At 66.5% G+C, this 17,662-nt stretch carries 16 protein-coding genes; 13 read left to right on the top strand and 3 right to left on the bottom strand.

The annotated features are described in order from the left end of the window. Positions 1 to 246: 246 nt before the first annotated feature. The 13 genes from AAFN88_RS20865 to AAFN88_RS20805 all read left to right on the top strand — a co-directional run bounded on the left by AAFN88_RS20865 (position 247) and on the right by AAFN88_RS20805 (position 13,807). Positions 247 to 1,212 carry a tripartite tricarboxylate transporter substrate-binding protein gene (locus tag AAFN88_RS20865; RefSeq protein WP_347522639.1) on the top strand — a complete coding sequence of 322 codons (966 nt, stop codon included), beginning with the start codon at positions 247 to 249 and terminating at the stop codon, positions 1,210 to 1,212. After that, a complete protein-coding gene (locus AAFN88_RS20860) occupies positions 1,213 to 1,659 on the top strand; it encodes a tripartite tricarboxylate transporter TctB family protein (protein ID WP_347522637.1) in 447 nt (148 codons plus the stop codon). Between the two features lie 18 nt (positions 1,660 to 1,677). Then, the gene (locus AAFN88_RS20855) at positions 1,678 to 3,204 is read left to right on the top strand and encodes a tripartite tricarboxylate transporter permease (RefSeq protein ID WP_347522636.1); all 1,527 of its coding nucleotides are present in this window, start codon (positions 1,678 to 1,680) and stop codon (positions 3,202 to 3,204) included. Between the two features lie 42 nt (positions 3,205 to 3,246). Further along, the gene (locus AAFN88_RS20850) at positions 3,247 to 4,617 is read left to right on the top strand and encodes an acyclic terpene utilization AtuA family protein (RefSeq protein ID WP_347522635.1); all 1,371 of its coding nucleotides are present in this window, start codon (positions 3,247 to 3,249) and stop codon (positions 4,615 to 4,617) included. Further along, on the top strand, positions 4,601 to 4,918 hold the full coding sequence (locus AAFN88_RS20845) for a DUF4387 family protein (RefSeq protein WP_347522634.1): 318 nt from the start codon (positions 4,601 to 4,603) through the stop codon (positions 4,916 to 4,918). The genes AAFN88_RS20850 and AAFN88_RS20845 overlap by 17 nt, the downstream gene beginning before the upstream one ends. A gap of 80 nt (positions 4,919 to 4,998) precedes the next feature. Further along, on the top strand, positions 4,999 to 6,627 hold the full coding sequence (locus AAFN88_RS20840) for a choline dehydrogenase (RefSeq protein ID WP_347522633.1): 1,629 nt from the start codon (positions 4,999 to 5,001) through the stop codon (positions 6,625 to 6,627). Positions 6,628 to 6,915: 288 nt separating this feature from the next. Then, entirely contained in the window at positions 6,916 to 8,286 is a 1,371-nt protein-coding gene (hemN, locus tag AAFN88_RS20835; RefSeq protein WP_347522632.1) for an oxygen-independent coproporphyrinogen III oxidase, read from the top strand. A 163-nt stretch (positions 8,287 to 8,449) separates the two neighbouring features. Next, positions 8,450 to 9,229 (top strand): hypothetical protein, encoded by a 780-nt coding sequence (locus tag AAFN88_RS20830; RefSeq protein WP_347522631.1) that lies wholly within the window; start codon positions 8,450 to 8,452, stop codon positions 9,227 to 9,229. Positions 9,230 to 9,425: 196 nt separating this feature from the next. Then, entirely contained in the window at positions 9,426 to 10,190 is a 765-nt protein-coding gene (locus AAFN88_RS20825; protein WP_347522630.1) for a hypothetical protein, read from the top strand. Between the two features lie 47 nt (positions 10,191 to 10,237). Next, the gene (locus tag AAFN88_RS20820; RefSeq protein ID WP_347522629.1) at positions 10,238 to 10,987 is read left to right on the top strand and encodes a hypothetical protein; all 750 of its coding nucleotides are present in this window, start codon (positions 10,238 to 10,240) and stop codon (positions 10,985 to 10,987) included. 19 nt (positions 10,988 to 11,006) lie between these two features. Beyond that, complete coding sequence (locus AAFN88_RS20815; RefSeq protein ID WP_347522627.1) at positions 11,007 to 11,741, top strand: hypothetical protein; 735 nt, start codon at positions 11,007 to 11,009, stop codon at positions 11,739 to 11,741. 56 nt (positions 11,742 to 11,797) lie between these two features. Beyond that, positions 11,798 to 12,874 (top strand): isocitrate/isopropylmalate family dehydrogenase, encoded by a 1,077-nt coding sequence (locus AAFN88_RS20810; RefSeq protein WP_347522626.1) that lies wholly within the window; start codon positions 11,798 to 11,800, stop codon positions 12,872 to 12,874. A 159-nt stretch (positions 12,875 to 13,033) separates the two neighbouring features. After that, positions 13,034 to 13,807, top strand: coding sequence for a hypothetical protein (locus AAFN88_RS20805; protein WP_347522625.1), 774 nt, complete (start codon positions 13,034 to 13,036; stop codon positions 13,805 to 13,807). 167 nt (positions 13,808 to 13,974) lie between these two features. On the opposite strand, the gene AAFN88_RS20800 is transcribed toward AAFN88_RS20805, so the two are convergent. The 3 genes from AAFN88_RS20800 to AAFN88_RS20790 all read right to left on the bottom strand — a co-directional run bounded on the left by AAFN88_RS20800 (position 13,975) and on the right by AAFN88_RS20790 (position 17,585). Continuing rightward, complete coding sequence (locus AAFN88_RS20800) at positions 13,975 to 15,066, bottom strand: RDD family protein (RefSeq protein ID WP_347522624.1); 1,092 nt, start codon at positions 15,064 to 15,066, stop codon at positions 13,975 to 13,977. Further along, a complete protein-coding gene (locus AAFN88_RS20795; RefSeq protein WP_347522623.1) occupies positions 15,059 to 16,090 on the bottom strand; it encodes a stage II sporulation protein M in 1,032 nt (343 codons plus the stop codon). The genes AAFN88_RS20800 and AAFN88_RS20795 overlap by 8 nt, the downstream gene beginning before the upstream one ends. Positions 16,091 to 16,274: 184 nt before the next feature. Then, positions 16,275 to 17,585: a DUF58 domain-containing protein gene (locus AAFN88_RS20790; protein WP_347522622.1), complete on the bottom strand. Its 1,311-nt coding sequence runs from the start codon at positions 17,583 to 17,585 to the stop codon at positions 16,275 to 16,277. Positions 17,586 to 17,662 lie beyond the last annotated feature (77 nt).

The following is a 17,662-nucleotide window of genomic DNA, read 5'->3' as shown; positions in this document are numbered from 1 at the left end:
AAGTACAGGGAGGAACAAATGCGACCCTTTCCCGTGCTGTTTGGTGCCGGGCGCGCCACAGCGGGGAGACTCCGCACAATTCATCCTGAGTGCCCCGGCTTGGCCGGGCCGGTGCCGTTGCACCGCTTTCTTCGAACCGAACAACCGATTGACAATTCTCGTCGGCCGCTTCGTACTTTCGCGTAAGAGGCCGATCCACAGATAAAAATGGCCCCGGCCGACTAAGACCACTTTGGGAGGAACCCGATGAAGAATTACCTGACCCGCCTCGCGGCGGGAGCCCTTCTGTCCGCTACCGTCGCCCTGCCTGCCTCGGCGACCGAGTGTATCGCCCCGGCCAACCCCGGCGGCGGTTGGGACTTCACCTGCCGGCAGATCGGCAAGATCCTCTTTGACCTGAAGCAGGTCGACCAGCCCGTGCAGGTCACCAACATGGCCGGCGGCGGCGGCGGTCTCGCCTTCTCCAACGTGGTGAACGAGCGCAGCAACGACTCCGACCTGATCGTCGCGGCCTCCTCGGCCACCACGACGCGGCTGGCGCAGAAGGCCTACGGCGACGCGACGGCGGACCAGGTGCGTTTCGTCGGCGCCATCGGCGCCGATCCGGGCGTCATCGTCGTCGCGGCGGACAGCCCCTACAAGAGCCTGAAGGACCTGGTCGAGGCCATTAAGGCCAACCCCAGCTCCGTCACCTTCGCCGGCGGCTCGGCGGCCGGCGGCTTCGACCACCTGAAGCCCCTGATGGTCCTGCGCGAGGCCGGCTTCACCGACATCCGCAAGGTCAAGTACATCGGTGTCGACGGCGGTGCGGACGCCATCACCCAGACCGTCGGCGGCCACACGCAGGCGATGACCGGCGACATGTCCGAGATCGTCGGCTTCCTGAAGTCCGGCGAGGTGCGCGCCCTGGCGGTGTTGACCGAAGAGCGGGTGCCCGGCTTCGAGGACATCCCCACAGCCCGCGAGCAGGGCTATGACGTCGTCGCCGTGAACTGGCGTGGCCTCTACGTGCCGAAGGGCATCTCCGATAGCGATTTCGAGAAGTGGGCCGGCCGCCTGAAGGCGGTGGCCGACAGCGCGGAATGGAAGGAAGCCATGGCCGCCAACGGCCTCGCCCCCTTCACCAAGGTCGGCGGCGATTTCCAATCCTGGATCGACAAGGTCGTGGCGGACACCGAAGAGCTGTCGCGCGAAATCGGAGTCATTAAGTAAGTGACCCGTTCCGACCGGATCCTGGGTCTGGTCACGGTTGTCGCGGCGCTTGCGTACCTCGCAAGCGCCGCGCAACTGGAGACGAGCTTTCTCTCCGACCCGGTAGGACCGAGAACCTTTCCCTACCTGATCGGGGCGGTGGCCCTGATCTGCGGCCTGGTGTTCCTCTTCCGCCCGGACCCGGACCCCGAGTGGCCGGCCCTGAAGAGCTGGTTTTCGCTGGCCGCGGCGGTGGTTGTCCTGGTCCTCTACGCCTACGCGCTGAAGCCGCTCGGCTTTCTGGTGCCGACCGCGGTGACGGGGGCGGTTCTCAGCTACCAGATCAGCCCGCGCGCGGTCCCGGCGCTGATCGCCGGCGCAAGCCTCTCGGTCGGCCTCTTCGCTGTTTTCAAATTCCTTCTCGGCCTCAGCCTCTTCGCCTTTCCGCGCTGGCTGGGCTGGTTCTGACGCTGACTGGACGCTGAAATGGAGCTGTTGTCCAACCTCGCGCTCGGGTTCTCCGTCGCGCTGACGCCCTGGACGCTGGCGCTGGCCGTCGGCGGCGCTTTTATTGGCACGATCATCGGCGCCTTGCCGGGGCTCGGCCCCTCCAACGGCGTCGCCATACTGATTCCCCTGGCCTTCACTTTCGGCCTGGACGCGACCGCGGCCCTGGTCCTGTTGACCAGTGTCTACTACGGCGCCATGTACGGCGGGCGAATCTCTTCCATCCTGCTAAACATCCCCGGTGACGAGCCGGCGATGATGACCACCCTCGACGGCTATCCCATGGCCCGGCAGGGCAGGGCGGGCGATGCGCTGGTCATCTCCGGCGTCGCCTCCTTCGTCGGCGCGTTCCTGGCCACCATCGGTCTGATGCTGCTGGCGCCGATTCTGGCGCGTGTCGCCTATCTCTTCGGCCCCGCCGAGTATTTCGCGCTCTACCTGCTGGCCTTCTGCACCCTGGGCGGCATCGCCTCGAAGAATCAGGCCAAGGCGGCGCTCGCCTCCTGCATCGGCCTTGGCTTCGCGATGATCGGGCTGGACAACACCACGGGTATGCCGCGCTTCACCTACGGTAACCTGCACCTCTTGGACGGCGTCGACTTCCTGGTCGCCATCGTCGGCCTTTTCGCCATCGCCGAGGTGTTCTTCTTCATCGAGAGTCACGGCAAAGAGAGCGCCATCGGCGTGAAGCTCGAAAAGGTGACCATCCCGGTCCGCGATATCCTGGATTCGGGCTGGACCATGCTGCGCTCCTCGGCGATCGGCTTCATCGCCGGCGTTCTGCCCGGCGCCGGCGCCTCGCTCGGCTCTTTCCTTGCCTACGTCTCGGAAAAGAGCCTCGCACGCGACAAGGAAACCTTCGGGCAGGGCAATCCGCGCGGCGTCGCCGCGCCGGAAGCCGGCAACAACGCCGCCGCCGGCGGCGCCCTGGTGCCCATGTTGACGCTGGGCGTGCCCGGCTCCGGCACCACGGCGGTGCTGCTCGCCCTGCTGATGACCCTCAACATCACGCCGGGGCCGACCCTGTTTACCGACCGGCCGGAGGTGGTCTGGGGCCTCATCGCCTCGCTGTTCATCGCCAACATCGTCCTGCTGGTGATGAACGTGCCCCTGGTGAAGATCTTCGTGCGGGTGCTGACCGTGCCGAGCTGGGTCCTGCTGCCGGGCGTCACCATGGTGTCGTTTGTAGGTATTTATTCCCTGAGCGGTTCCTACTTCGACCTGCTAATGATGGTGGGCTTCGGCGTGCTGGGTTATTTTCTGCGCAAGCTCGATGTGCCGACGGTGCCGGTGATCCTCGGAATCCTGCTCGGCAATGCGATGGAGGACAACCTGCGCCGGGCGATGGTGATCTCGGACGGCGATTGGGTCTACCTGTTCTCCTCGCCCATCGCCATCGGGCTGTGGATCTTCGCGATTGCCGGCTTCGTCGCGCCGATGTTCCTGCGGACTCTGTTGAAGCGGCCGCCTCAGCCGGCGACGGCGCTGCCCAACGACCCCGACTGACGGCCGAAAGCCGGCCGCAGCGGAACTACAGGAGGTTTTGCGGTGCCGACCCGCGTGCTTGTTCCTTCCGGCGTGCTCGGCCTCGGCTTCGACCGCGAAGCCTTGGCGCGCGGCGTCGCCGCCAAGCCCGATATCATCGCCATCGACGGCGGCTCGACCGACAGCGGCCCTTTCAGCCTGGGCGGGGGCGTTTCCAAGTATTCGCGCGCGGCCACCAAGTCGGAGTGGCGTCAACTCATGCAGGCGCGCGCGCAGGCGGGCGTGCCCCTTGTCCTCGGCACGGCCGGCACCTGCGGCACCGACGCGACGGTCGAATGGATGGCCGAGATCACCCGTGAGCTGGCGGCGGAACTGGGCCAGAGCGTGAAGGTCGCGAAGCTCTATTCCAGCCAGCCGAAGGAGCGCATTGCGGAGGCGCTGCGCGCGGGCCGCGTGACGCCGCTGACGCCGGCGCCGGAGGTGGACGCGGGCCGGGTGCTGGAGATGACCAACATCGTGGCGCTGGCCGGGGCCGAGCAGGTGCAGGCCGCGCTCGCCACCGGCGCCGACATCGTGCTCTGCGGGCGCACCACCGACACGGCGACCATCGCCGCGCTGCCGCTGGCGCGCGGTGACCACGCGGGCGGCGCCTGGCACGGCGCCAAGATCGCCGAGTGCGGCGCGCTGTGCTCCACCAACCCGACCTCCGGCGTCATCATGGTGGACTTCGACGAGACCGGTTTCACGGTGGAGCCGTTGGCCGGGAGCGCGTGCTGCACGCCGCACTCGGTCTCCGCGCATATGCTCTACGAGAACGCCGACCCCTTCCTGCTCTACGAGCCGGGCGGCTGCCTCGACGTGCGCGGTGCCCAATACCGGGCGCTGGACGAGCGCCGCGTGCGGGTCGAGGGCTCCCGCTGGATTCCCGGCCCCTACACGGTGAAGCTGGAAGGCGCGCGCGTCGCCGGCTATCAGACCACCATCCTGGCGGTGCTGCGCAACGCCCACTACGTCAAGCACGCGCGCGAGTGGGTGGCGAAGCTTACGGCCTTCCTCGAGGGCGAGATCGACACGCGCATGGGCCTGAAGCCGGGCGACTACCACATGGACTTCCGTCTCATCGGTGTCGACTCGGCGCTGGGCGCGGTGGAGAACCGCAACGGTGATCCGGTGGAAGTCGGCGTGCTGGGCATCGTCACTGCGCAGACCCAGGAAACCGCCGCGGAGATCGGCAAGCTCATCAACCCCTTCGTGCTGCACTATCCGCTGACGGAAGACGAAGAACTGCCGACCTTCGCCTTTCCCTATTCGCCCGCCACGACGGACCGCGGCGAACTGTTCGAGTTCGCGTTGAACCACGTGCTGGCGCTGGACGATCCCATGGCGGCCTTCCGCCTGGAGCTGGAGGAGATCGGCCATGCCGAATTCGTCTGAGGGGCGCTTGTCTGAGAAGGTCCTGAAGGTCCGCTCCAAGAACGCCGGCCCCTTCTGGGTCACCATCGACGTCTTCTGTGGTTCCAGCGAGGCCTTCGGCGAGGTCTCCACGACGCTGAAGACCGAGCGCGTCGCGCAGCTCTACGACGTGCCCTTGGAGACCCTCAAGCGCTTCGACATTCCCGAGCTCAACGTGGTGAAGTTCAGCCTGCCGCGCCCGGTGGTGCAGGGCAGCCGCGAGGACCGCGACATGCACGGCGCCGGCTGGGCGGTGCTGCTGGAAGAGGCCGCGCTGGACTGAAGCTTTTCGCCGCTGGAAACGGCGGGCTATAGTTCCCCGACCGAAAAGTCGCTGAGGACAAGCGGGCGAGAGGCGAGGAAATGGCTTCAGGGCAAGCCCGGCAGGACGCCGGAGAGTACGATTACGTGATCGTCGGCGCCGGGACCGCCGGCTGCTGCCTCGCCAACCGGCTGTCGGCCGACCCCGAGGTGAAGGTCGCGCTGCTGGAGGCCGGCGGCAAGGACTCCTGGTTCTGGATCCACGTCCCGGTCGGCTACCTCTACACCCAGAACACCCCGCGCACCGACTGGTGCTACAAGACCGAGGCGGAGCCGGGGCTCAACGGCCGGGCGCTGAACTACCCGCGCGGGCGGGTGCTGGGCGGCTGCTCCTCGATCAACGGCATGATCTACATGCGCGGTCAGGCGCGTGACTACGACCATTGGCGCCAGCTCGGCAACGCGGGCTGGAGCTGGGACGAGGTGCTGCCCTACTTCAAGCGCTCCGAGGATCACTTTCAGGGCGGCGACGACTTCCACGGCGGCGAGGGCGAGTGGCGCGTCGAGGAGCAGCGGCTGTCCTGGGAGATTCTCGACGCCTTCCGCGAAGCGGCGGCGGAGACGGGCATTCCCCCGACCGACGATTTCAATCGCGGCGACAACGAAGGCTGCGGTTACTTCCAGGTGAACCAGAAGCGCGGCGTGCGCTGGTCCACCGCCAAAGCCTTCCTGAAGCCGGTCATGGACCGCCCGAACCTCAGCGTCATCACCCACGCCCAGGCGCAAAGCCTGGTCCTCGACGGCAGGCGCGTCACCGGCGTCGACTTCCTGCAGGGCGGTTCGCCCCGCCGCATCACCGCGCGCGGCGAGGTGATCCTCGCCGCCGGCTCCGTCGGCTCGGTGCAGTTGCTGGAGCTTTCCGGCCTCGGCAACCCGGCTGTACTGAAAGAGCACGGTATCGACGTGGCCCACGACCTTCCCGGCGTGGGCGAGAACCTGCAGGACCACCTGCAGATGCGGATGATCTTCAAGGTCGAGAACACCGTGACCCTGAACCAGCGCGCGGGCAGCCTGTTCGGCAAGGCGATGATGGGCCTGGAATACCTGCTGAACCGCAGCGGACCCCTCTCCATGGCGCCCAGCCAGCTCGGCGCCTTCGTGAAGTCCGACCCGGCGCGCGAGACGCCGGACCTGCAGTACCACGTGCAGCCCTTGAGCCTCGACAAGTTCGGCGACCCGCTGCACGACTTCCCGGCCTTCACCGCCTCGGTTTGCAACCTGCGCCCGGAAAGCCGCGGCAGCATCCACATCCGCAGCGCCGATTTCCGCGACGCGCCCGTCATCAAGCCGGCCTACCTCTCGGCGCCGGGCGACCGCCAGGTGGCGGCCCAGGCGATCCGCCTGACCCGGCGCATCTGCGCCGCGCCCGCGCTGGCCCGCTACAAGCCGGAAGAATACAAGCCCGGCGCCCAGATCGACGGCGACGAGGCCCTGGCCAAGGCCGCCGGCGACATCGGCACCACCATTTTCCATCCCGTCGGCACCTGCAAGATGGGAGACGACGACCGGGCGGTGGTGGACGGGCGCCTCAAGGTGCTCGGGCTCCAGGGGCTCCGGATCGCCGATGCCTCGGTCATGCCCACCATCACCTCCGGCAACACCAACTCCCCGACCATCATGATCGCCGAGAAGGCCGCCGACATGATCCGCGAGGACCGGCGGGCAAGGTAGCCGGCCCGAGGTTCGCTCGCACTCTCATCCCGCATCTCAGGCCGTCATCCCGGCCAAGTGAGCGCCAGCGAACGCGAGCCGGGATCCATGGGAGGGTCAGACGCCTGGCCTCGATATGGACCCCCGGGTCAAGCCCGAGGGTGACAGCTGTCTTGAGGCGCCGGAGGTGCGCCGCCGCGCCGCGCCGCCGAACAGGTGGAAAACCGCAAAATTTCGCCACTTTCCGGCATTCCGCCCGATTGACATCGGTCAATGTGGCGGTGCGGCGGTGCGGCTAGATTTTGCGCCATGACCAGCATCCCGATCCGGCTCGCCGAGGCCCAGGCGCCGCGCTACACCAGCTATCCGACGGCTCCCCACTTCAGCGTGGCGGTCGGCGGCAGCCTTTACCGGCAATGGCTTGGGGAGCTGCGCTCCGACACGCCGCTGTCGCTCTATCTCCATGTGCCCTTCTGCCACCAGCTCTGCTGGTACTGCGGCTGCCATACGGCGGTGGCCAAGGACTACGAGCGCATCGCCGCCTATGTCGGGCTGCTGCGCCAGGAAATCGACCTGCTGGGCCGCGTGCTGGCGGCCGAGGGCGCCGGGCGGCGGCCGGTGACCGGGCTGCATTGGGGCGGCGGCACTCCCTCGATCCTCTCCGCCGAGGATTTCACGGCGGTCATGGGGCAACTGCGCGGGGTCTTCGATTTCCAGCCGCAGGCCGAACTGGCCATCGAGATCGACCCGCGCCACCTGACGGTGGAGAAGGCCGAGGCCCTGGCCGCCGCCGGCATCAACCGCGCCAGCTTAGGGGTGCAGGACGTCAACTCCCATGTCCAGGAAGCCATCAACCGGGTGCAGCCTTTCGAAGTGACCGCGGCGGCGGCGCAAGCCCTGCGCGCCTGCGGCATCGAAGCGCTGAACTTCGACCTCATGTACGGCCTGCCGCACCAGAGCCTGGAGGACGTGAAGCAAACCGCCTCCCTGGCCGCCGAGCTGCATCCCGACCGCGTCTCGGTTTTCGGCTATGCCCATGTGCCCTGGATGAAGAAGCATCAGAAGATGATCGACACGGCGGCGCTGGCGGGAGCCGAAGAGCGCCTGGCCCAGGCCGGGATGGCGGAAAGCGTGTTGCTGCAGCGCGGCTACCGCGCCGTCGGCATGGATCACTTCGCCCTGCCCGACGATCCGCTGTTCCGCTACGCCGGCGAAGGACGCCTGCGCCGCAACTTCCAGGGCTACACCACCGACCAGGCCGAGGTGCTGCTGGGGCTGGGCGTCTCCTCCATCGGCACGCTGCCGCAGGGCTACGTTCAGAACGACAAGGACCTGGTCGCCTATGCCCGGGCGCTTCGGGCCGGCCAACTGCCGGTGGTGCGCGGCATCGCCCTGACGCCGGAGGACCGGCTGCGCCGCGACGTCATCAATTCCCTCATGTGCAGCTTCGCCGTCGACCTGCGCGCCGAGGCCGAGGTCCACGGACAGCCCGGCTTCGACTTTTCGGAGTCCCTGGAGCGGCTGACCCCGCTGGCCGGCGAGGGGCTGGTGACGGTGGCGGGTTCCAAGGTCCGGGTCACCGGCGAGGGCAAGCGCGCGGTGCGGCTCATCGCCTCCTGTTTCGACGCCTATCTCGGCAGCGCCAAGGGAGCCAATACCCGCTACAGCAAGGCGGTGTGATCGCTCGTTATCGCGATTACGCCAAAGTGTAATCTACTTAAGATTGTATCTTCCGCCCCCCGGTGATAGGATGGCGCCTTCGCTGCCGAGATGAGGGCGCCCTTCGCCGGGGCCTCCGCACTGGCGAGGAGAACCGCTGCGCCGACGGGAGGTCACGACGGCGATGAAGCTCAGTGTCGCCAAGTCGATCACCGGAACCCTCAGCTTCTGCCTGCGCCACGCCGTCGGGTTCTATCTCCTGGGCCTGCTCGTCAATCTGCCGAGCTATCTTTACAGCCTGCTGGTCCTGGACGGCTCTTTCGACCTGGCCGGTGCGCGTCCTTGGTGGGAGGAAAATATCGCCCTGGCGGTCATCGAATCGCTGCTCGGCGGCTTCGTGATAGCGGTGATGACGCGAACCCTGCTGCATGACCGCCTCGGCGAGGATTGGTCGATGCTCGCCGGCCTCGCCGAATCCTTCACCCGCTTGCCGCGCGTCTGCGGCGCGGCGCTGGTTTTCTCAATTATCGTCGAGGGCGGCTTGCTGCTGGCTGAGTTCCTGGGGTTGTTTTCCGCTATCGCCGCCTTGGCAGGAATGGGTGTGGTCGTCTGGTGGGCCGTCATTCTCAGCGTGGCCGTGCCGGTCGCGGCGTTGGATGACGGTGATTTCCAGGGAGCCATCTTCCATTCCCTGGAGCGCAGCGGCGAGCTGACCAAGGGATCGCGCTGGCGCATCGCCGCGATCTTCGTGCTGCCCGGGCTGCCCCTCATCGGCGCCGCGGCGGCCTTTGTCCTCGCGGTCGGCGCCGACTTCGTTATCGAAGACTTCCCGCCGCTTTGGAGCCTCTTGGCCGGGGCGATCGCCAACGCTTTCTTCTTCGCCCTTCCCGCCGTGGTGCACGAAGCTCTGGTCACGCTGCAGGAAGGGCCTGCCGCGCAGAAGATGGCCATGGTTTTCGACTAGAGCCCTTCACGGCAGCCGCGCCGCCTGTGTCGGGCAGCTCCAAACCAGCGAATTTGACCGAAATTAGAACGACTTGCGGTTGTGATTTCTTAAGTTTTTAGCGGCAGGCTCCTGCCTCGGTGCGGGGAGCAGAGGGGACCGCCTGTCACGGCTTATCCTTCTGCTTGCCCGGCCCGGCAAGGAAGGAGCTGATGCCATGACGTTGAGAGTCTTCGCGACCCTGGGCCGGACCGTCGTCTTCGGTCTCCGCCACTTTCCGGCCTTCCTCCTGCTGTGCCTGTTGGCCAATCTGCCCACCAGCCTCTACGGCCTGCTGCGGCCCGAGGACTTTCAGGCCGCCATGTTGGAGGGCGAGAGCTGGGAAACCGACCTGGTGACGGGGCTGGAGGTCATGCTGCTGGGTCTCGTCACCGCGATCATGGTTCACACGCGCCTGCGCGACCAACAGGGAGAAAGCTGGACGGTTCTGCCGGCGATCGGCGATACCGTCGAGTACCTGCCGGCGGTCCTCGGCGTATCGTTCTGCATTTCCGTCGGCGTGACGCTGATTTCCGTGTTGGTGGCCGTTCTTGCGGAAATTGCCCCGATCCTGGCCTTCGCCCCTTTGCTGATCATGGCGGTCCTGACCTTGATCTTCGCCGTGGTGATGCCTTGCGCGGCGCTGCACGATGGCGGCGTTGTCGACTGCTTCGGGCAGAGCGCGTCGCTGGCCCAGGGTTCGCGCCTGCGCATCGTCGCGATCTACGTGCTGTTCCTGATTCCCGTGGGCATCGCCGGGGCCGTGCTGATCGGAGTCTACGCCCCCGGCATGGAGCGGGCGGAGCTGCCGGCCAGCGCATACCTTTACCTCCTGCCCTTCGGCAACGTGTTCTTCTTTGCCCTGCCGGTGATCATGCACGAACAGCTCGCCGGTCTCGATGACGGCGTCGAGCTGAGCGAAACGGCCGCCGTTTTCGATTAGGGCTTATGCAGAAGCCCCTGTCGTGCGTCCGAGAAGGAGTCGATGCAATGAAACTGGGTGTGATAAAGGCGGTCGGCCGCTGCTACGGTTTTGGCCTGCGACACCTGCCGGTGTTCTATCTGCTGTGCCTGCTGGTCGGCGCACCGCGCTATCTCCTCAGCGAAACGGCAAAGCCGACGTGGCAGGTTAGCGTGGTCGTGTCGTTCTTCGAGATCCTGCTCGCCGCCATGGTCACGGGCATCATGGTGTGGACGATGATTCGGGACCGCCGTGGCGAAAGCTGGACGGTCGTGCCGAGCATCGGCGATGCCTTCGGCCGGGCACCGATGATCCTTGGTGTCGCATTTGTCATCGCCGGCGTATCGCTCGGCTTTGGCGGCCTGGGCTACTATCTCGGAACGTTGCATCCCTTCGCAGCGGCCGCGCCGTCTGTGGTCATGTTCGTGCTGAAGATCATTTTCTGCGTGGCAATTCCCTGCGCGGCGGTCTCGAAGGGCGGGGTGTTCGACACCCTGTGGCAGAGCGCGCGCCTCAGTGCCGGCTCCCGGCTGCGCATCCTTGCCGTTTACGCTCTGACGCTTCTGCCTTTTGGTATCATCGCCGTTATTGCCGTGGCGTTGCTGCCGGCCGACGCAAGAGCCGATTTGCAGGCCGGCAACCTACCTATGCTGTGGATCCTCTTGGGAGGCTCCATCGGCAGCGCCTTCCTCTATCCGGTGCCAGTTGCGATCCACGAGCAGCTCGCTGAGTTGGATGATCGCCTGCCGCTTGGCAAAACAGCCGCCGTTTTCGATTAGGCACAAAGGAGCCGTTGCGATGAGGCTCAGTGTCGCAGCTGCGCTTAAGACGACCTGGGTGTTCGGTGCGCGTCATTTCCCGGCGTTCTATCTGCTATGCATCCTGTCCAGCCTACCGTACCTTGCGTACGGCTTCCTGCAGTGGCCGGAATGGCAGATGAGCTTCGCCGTCAAGACAAGTGAAATCCTGATCGACTGCTTGATCATCGCCGTCATGTCGGCTGCCTTGGACCGTGACAGGCGAGGAGAGGTTCGAACCGTTCTGCCAAGCCTCAGCGACACCATCGAGCGGTCGGCGACGGTCCTCAGCGTCAGCATTGTCACGACCGCCGTCGTCATGGGTATCGTGGCCCTGGATAACCCTCTGTTCAAGCTGCATCCTCGGGCGCCGATTGCGCTGCAGATAGCCTACTTCATCCTCGTGGTATTGTTCTGCATGGCGATTCCCTGCGCGATCAGAGAAAATGGCGGAGCAACCGACTGCTTCAAGCGGAGCCTGGCCCTTTCGAGCGGCTCGCGGCTGCGCATCGTGGCGGCATTCCTGCTGGCAATGATACCGGGCGGGATCGCCTGGACTGCACTGGTGTTGTATGGACCTGAACTACAGGTGGATGTCTTGTGGGAGGTTTGGACCTTTCTTGTAGTTCCTGCGTTCAGCGTTTTCTTGCTTGCTCTGCCGGCGGTCATTCATTCCAGCTTGGCCGGATCGGACGGCAGTGTCTTGTTCGGCGAAACAGCTGCCGTTTTCGATTAGAGCCCCGGCCGCCGGCCCTCTATAGTGCCGCACGGAACGCAGCAGGATAGAGGGGCATGGGGTCAGTGAAGTTTCTGGTCATGGCGGGCGACGGCATCGGGGAGGAAATCACCGCGGCGACGCTCAAGGTGCTGCAGGCAGCGGATAAGCGCTTCGGTTTGGGTCTCGAGTTCGAGGATGCGGAGATCGGCCTCAAGGCGCTGGCCAAACACGGCACCACGATGCCCGAGGGCGTGCTGGAGCGCGCCCGGGCCAGCGACGGTATCATTCTCGGCCCGATCTCCCACCTGGACTATCCGGCCCCGGAGGCCGGCGGAGTGAACATCTCGGGCGTGGTGCGCACGAAACTGGACCTCTACGCCAACGTGCGCCCGGCGCGCACGCGCCCCGGCCTGCCGGCCAAGGGCGGCGAGTTCGACCTGGTGATCATGCGCGAGGCGACGGAAGGCTTCTATCCCGACCGCAACATGTACATGGGCCGCGCCGAGTTTATGCCGGATGCCGACACGGCGCTGACCATCCGCAAGATCTCGCGCGGGGCCTCCGAGCGCATCGCGCGCCGCGCCTACGAACTGGCCATGAAGCGGCGCAAGAAGGTGACGCTGATCCACAAGGCCAACACTTTTCGCATGAGCGACGGCCTGTTCCTGGAAGCCTGCTACCACGTGGCGAAGGACTTCCCCGAGGTGGAGACCGACGAGGCCATCGTCGACGCCATGGCCGCGCTGCTGGTGCGCCACCCGGAAAAGTACGACGTGATCTGCGCCACCAACTTCCACGCCGATATCCTCTCCGACCTGGCCTCGGAGCTGTCCGGCAGCCTGGGCCTCGCCGGCTCGGTCAACGCCGGCGACGACCTCTGCTGCGCCCAGGCCCAGCACGGCTCGGCCCCGGATATCGCCGGGCAGGACAAGGCTAATCCCTCCTCCCTCATCCTCTCGGCGGCCATGCTGCTGGACTGGATCGCCGCCAGGCGCGGCCTCGCGGCCTACGGCGCGGCGGCGCGGGCCATCGACGGCGCCGTGGACGCGGCGCTGGCCAGCCCCGAGACCCGCACGCCCGACCTGGGCGGGGCCCTGGGCACCCGCGCCTTCGCCGAGCGCATCGCTGCGGCAGTGGCGGCAGGAAGCTAGCCGGAAGGTTGGGTCGTCTCTAAAGGATCGACCGCAGATTGCATTGCCGGTATAGTTGCGAAAGGGGGGAGGAAAAGGACGGGTTCGCGGAGGGTCCGGCCGAAGCTCCCTTTGGCGTGCCGCGTTCGGGGTGAACGACACAGTGGGGAGTATCTTTTCATGACTGATTCCATGGCGACACAGCCGTCACTCGGCAGGGGAGACTTTTCCGTCGGCGGGGTGCTCAAGCGCAGCTTCAGCACATTCTTTGCGAATTTCGTTCCTTTCCTTGTTCTGGCGCTGATCCTCTACCTGCCGTCGCTGCTGCTCGGCTTTGGCTCGATGGGCGATCTGGATGCAGGAACGGTGGCGCCGCAATACACTCCTGCGGATTTTGCCGTCATGGCTCTTTCCGTGGTTCTCAGCTACATCCTGATCGGCGCCCTGGTCTATGGCACCGTGCAGCACCTAACCGGCCGCAGTGCCAGTCTCGGCGACATCATCGGGCGGGGATTGTCGCGTGTCGTTCCGGTCATCGTGATTGCGATTCTGCTGTCGATCGCGGTGACCGTCGGCTTCGTCCTGCTGGTCGTCCCTGGAATTTTTCTCGTCGTCGTCTATTCGGTGGTCATTCCGGCTGCCGTGGTCGAGCGTCCGGGCATCATCGGCAGCTTCAAGCGCAGCTGGGAGCTGACCAAAGGCTACCGCTGGCCGGTTCTGGGCTTGCTGCTGATCCTCTTCGTCATCCTGGTGGTCTTCAGCTTCATCGTCGGCGCCGCAGCAGGCTTCGCTATCTTCTTCCTGGACAGCCTGGAGCTTCTGGTCGTGGTCAACTACGTGATCTCGGCCATCTCGGGCGCCTTCGCCTCGGTCATGATCGCGGTCCTCTACCACGACCTGCGCGTCGCCAAGGAAGGCGTCAGCTCGGCGCAGATCGCGGCGGTGTTCGACTGATAGGCAGGGGACGGGGTGCGGTTAGACAGCCGCGCCCCGTACTCCGGTGATGACCATGGCCGGCGTGGAGGTCAATCCAAAGCTCCGCGCCGGGCAGGTGTGCGGCGACTCGCTCCAAGCGCTGGCCAGCAACCCGGCACCGCTCCTTGTATTGCCGCGGTCTTCGACTAGCTCTTGCCCGGAGGGGTGCCGTTGCCGTTCGGTCCCGTCTTGCCCCCCAGCTTACCCCCTGTCTTTCCGGCGTACTTGTTCTCGCGGCGCTCGCCGAACAGCATGCGCGCCTCCAGGTGGGCGCGCAGGGCGGCGTAGAAGGCCTTCAAGAAGAGCTCGGCCTCGATGTCGTTCCGCGCGGCGGCGTCGCCGTGCGCCCAGTCGATCTTGCGCTGGATGCGCTTGGCCACCTCGCGCCGGGTCTCTCCGCTCTGCGGGCCGCGCTGGCGCAGCACCTCCTCCAGAGTCTGCAGCTCGTAGATGCCGTAGATTTCGAGCTGGTCTCGGGTGAAGGGGAACTCGGGGTCCAGTACCACAGCGCCGCCCCTCTTGGCGCTTTTCCCTTTGGCGCTTCCCCCCTTGATACTTCCCCCCTTGATACTTCCCCCCTTGATACTTCCTGGGTCGCGCTGACTCCCCGCGGCCACGTCGTCCAGCAGCAGAGCCTTGGGCGAGGACACGACCCAGGTGCCCGCCACCAGGTCGCCGGCGCGCAGGCGGTCCTTGTTGAAGAAAGGCAGCAGCAGGCAGAGCGCGACCCAGCCCAGGGTCAGGAAGTTGACCCAGCCGCTGCTGCCGCTCAGGTCGACGCCGAAGAACAGCGTCAGCGGCAGAAACAGCTCGACCTCGCGCAGCAGGTTGCGGGAGAACACGGCCCCGGGGCGCAGGTAGCCGCCCTTGCGGTCGATGACGCGGATGCCCAGCGCGCGCTTGCCCGGCGTCTGCCCCTGCCAGCGCAGCTCGAAGAAGATGAAGTAGAAGTTGCGGATCAGGAAGGACACCAGGATCGCCAGGCCGATCGCCGCGCCCGAGATGCCGAGTTCGGAAAGGGTGAAGGCGATGGCCATCACGAAGACGACCAGGGCGATGACCATGATCACCAGGTCGATCATGACGGCGGCGGCGCGTTCGCCGCGCTCGGCGAGCTGAAAGATCAGCGGCACGCCCTCCGGCGTCAGAATGCGGCGCTCGCTGCGGGCGCGGGCCTGGACCGTCGGGACGGCGCCGGGGGACTTGGCGCCTTGGGGCGGGGGTGCGGCGTCAGTCATCGTCAAGGTGCTGCTTCCTCCCGCCCGATCCCCGGCCGCTGAGGGCGAAGTAGCTCAGCCAGAAAACCAGCATGGCGCCGCCGATGACGTAGCGCGCCGTGATGTCGGTCACCAGTTGGCGGGCGAAGCCTTCCAGCAGGCCGGCGACGAAGAGCATCAGCACTGCGCCCATGATGAGGGTGCCGGCGGCGCGCCCGCGGCGGGCGAGGCTTTCCATCCGGGATTGACGGTCCGGGAAGATGATCGCGCTGGCCAGCACCAGCCCGCCGCCACCGCACAGCACGATGGCCGTCAGTTCCGTGGTGCCGTGCACGGCGAGCCAGCCGACCAGGTCCCACGTCAGGCCGCGGGAGTCGTAGAGCGCCAGGAAGGCGCCCAGGGTGAGGCCGTTGTAGAACATCAGCAGCACCGTGGGGATGCCCAGCGCGAAGCCCAGGGCGAAGGCGAACATGCCGATCCCCGCATTGTGCGAGAAGAGGTAGGTCGCGAAGATGTAGAGGCCCTCGGCCGCGCTGTCGGCGCCGTCGTAGAGCCCGTTGCGCAGGCTTTCGGTGGAGGCGGCGGGCGTGCGGCCGCCAGCCATGTCCCAGCCGACGAAGGTGTAGTACCAGTCGGCGTTGCTCTGGACCAGCAGGAAGCCGATGACGATGCCCAGCACCATCCAGAGCGTGGCCAGCAGGATCGGCCCCCTGGTCTCGCGCACCGCGGCGGGGAAGCCGTGGCGCAGGAAGCTGGCGATCCGTTCCATGAGGCTGGCGCGCGGGCCGTAGACCTGGAAGTAGGCGCGCGCGCAGAGGCTTTCCAGGTAGTTCAGGACGTTCTGGTCCAGGGAGATGGCGCGCGCCACCGACAGCGAGGACAGCGTGGCGCGGTAGAGTGTCGGCAGGCGCAGCAGGTCCTCGGCCGGCAGCGACTTCAGGCCGCGCTTCTCGGCGCGGCGGACCATGTCCTCGAGCGCGCGCCAGCTCTTCTCCCGCTCGCGGCGGAACTCATAGCTCTTCAGGCTGCTGTTGGAGGTGCTCATGCCGGGGTGAAGTCCATGCTAGCCGGTCCGTCTTATATCGTCATGCTCGGACTTTTCCCGAGCAGCCAGGGCGGCCTTCTCGGCGGTTGCCCTGGACCCTCGGGTCAAGCCCGAGGGTGACGGCCGGAGAGGATGGCGCCGGGGTGCGTCAGGATTGGAAATCAATTGTTCCTCCCAGCCTCCATCAGATCAGCTCGCGGCGTTTGATGTCGAGGTAGCGGTTGATCAGCGCCGGACCGATCTGGTCGGCCCGCACGTCCAGGCAGTGTACCCCAAGCCGGCGCAGCCGTTCCAAGACCACCCGCCGTTCGCGCAGAAACTCCTCGGCGATGACCGAGCGGGCGAGGCTGTCGAGGCTGCCCGGTTCCCCGTCGACCGTGGCTTCGAGCTGCGGGTCCTGCAGGCAGACGAAGACCACCAGGTGGCGCCCGGCCAGGCGCTCGACGTTCTCCAGCATGAGCTCGGCGGTGATGGTGTCGACGAACTCGGTCTGCAGGATCACCAGGGATCGGCGGTCGAGGCGCGCTGCGAGGGAGGAGAGCCCGAGGGTGAAGTTGGTCTCGTCGACGCTGTAGTCCAGCTCCGCGGCGGCGCGCTGCAAACGCCAGAAGGTGCCGACGCCGCCGGTCGGCTGGCTGAAGAGGCGAACCCGGGAGTCGAAGCCGTAGACGCCGATGCGGTCGCCGGCGCGCAGTGAAATGTAGCCAAGCTGCAGTCCGGCGTTGACGGCGTGGTCCAGCTTGGTCAGGCCCTCCAGCGGCTCGCTCATCAGGTGGCCGCAGTCGAAGGCCAGGACGACCTGGTGGTTGCGCTCGCTGCGGAACTCCTTGCACAGCAGGTTCATGTGGCGCGCCGAGTGTTTCCAGTCGATGGAGCGGGGGTCGAGGCCCGGTACGTACTCGCGCAGCGCCTCGAACTCCGAGCCTTCGCCTTGCTGGCGCTGCGGCTTGATGCCGAAGATCGCCATGGGATCGGCGTACTGCAAAGCGGTGTGCTTGACCGCCTTGGTGTTGGGCGTGACCGCGATGTCCTTGCCCAGCTCGATAACCCGCAGACGGTAGACCAGGCCCAGCGGCCCCTTCCAACGTAGCCACAGGCGTTCGACCCGCGCCTTGCCGCGGCGCCTGGCGCGCAGCGGGAAGTACACCAGGGTGTCTTCTTCCGCGTCCAGCGGCGCCAGCACCCGCGGCGGCTGCTCCAGGTTGTCGTCCACGTCGCAGAGCAGTTCGATAACCGGACGGCGGTAGGAAGTGGGCTCCAGGCGCACCTGGAAGCCCTCCGGCGCGCCGATGTAGAGCGCCGGCGGCAGGTTGACCTGGACGTTCAGGCGCTGCGGCGAGAGGGCCAGGCCGGCGTCGGCCAGCAGCGCGAAGCAGGCCAGGAAGAGGTAGGCGGGAACATAGGGCCAGAGATCCGGGTCCGCGAGCAGCAGCGCGAAGGCCAGCGGGATGCCGGCGGCGAAGGCCGCCACGGCGCGCGGCGTCGGCCGGATCATGCGGAGCTTCCTTTCATGCCTTCGGCGTCCTCATCCTAACGCGCGCTCTCGACTGTGCCGTTCACTCTGGCTGTCAT

Source organism: Pelagibius sp. CAU 1746 (genome assembly GCF_039839785.1).
Taxonomy (GTDB): Bacteria; Pseudomonadota; Alphaproteobacteria; order Kiloniellales; family Kiloniellaceae; genus Pelagibius.
This window is presented reverse-complemented; position numbering and strand designations above follow the sequence as displayed.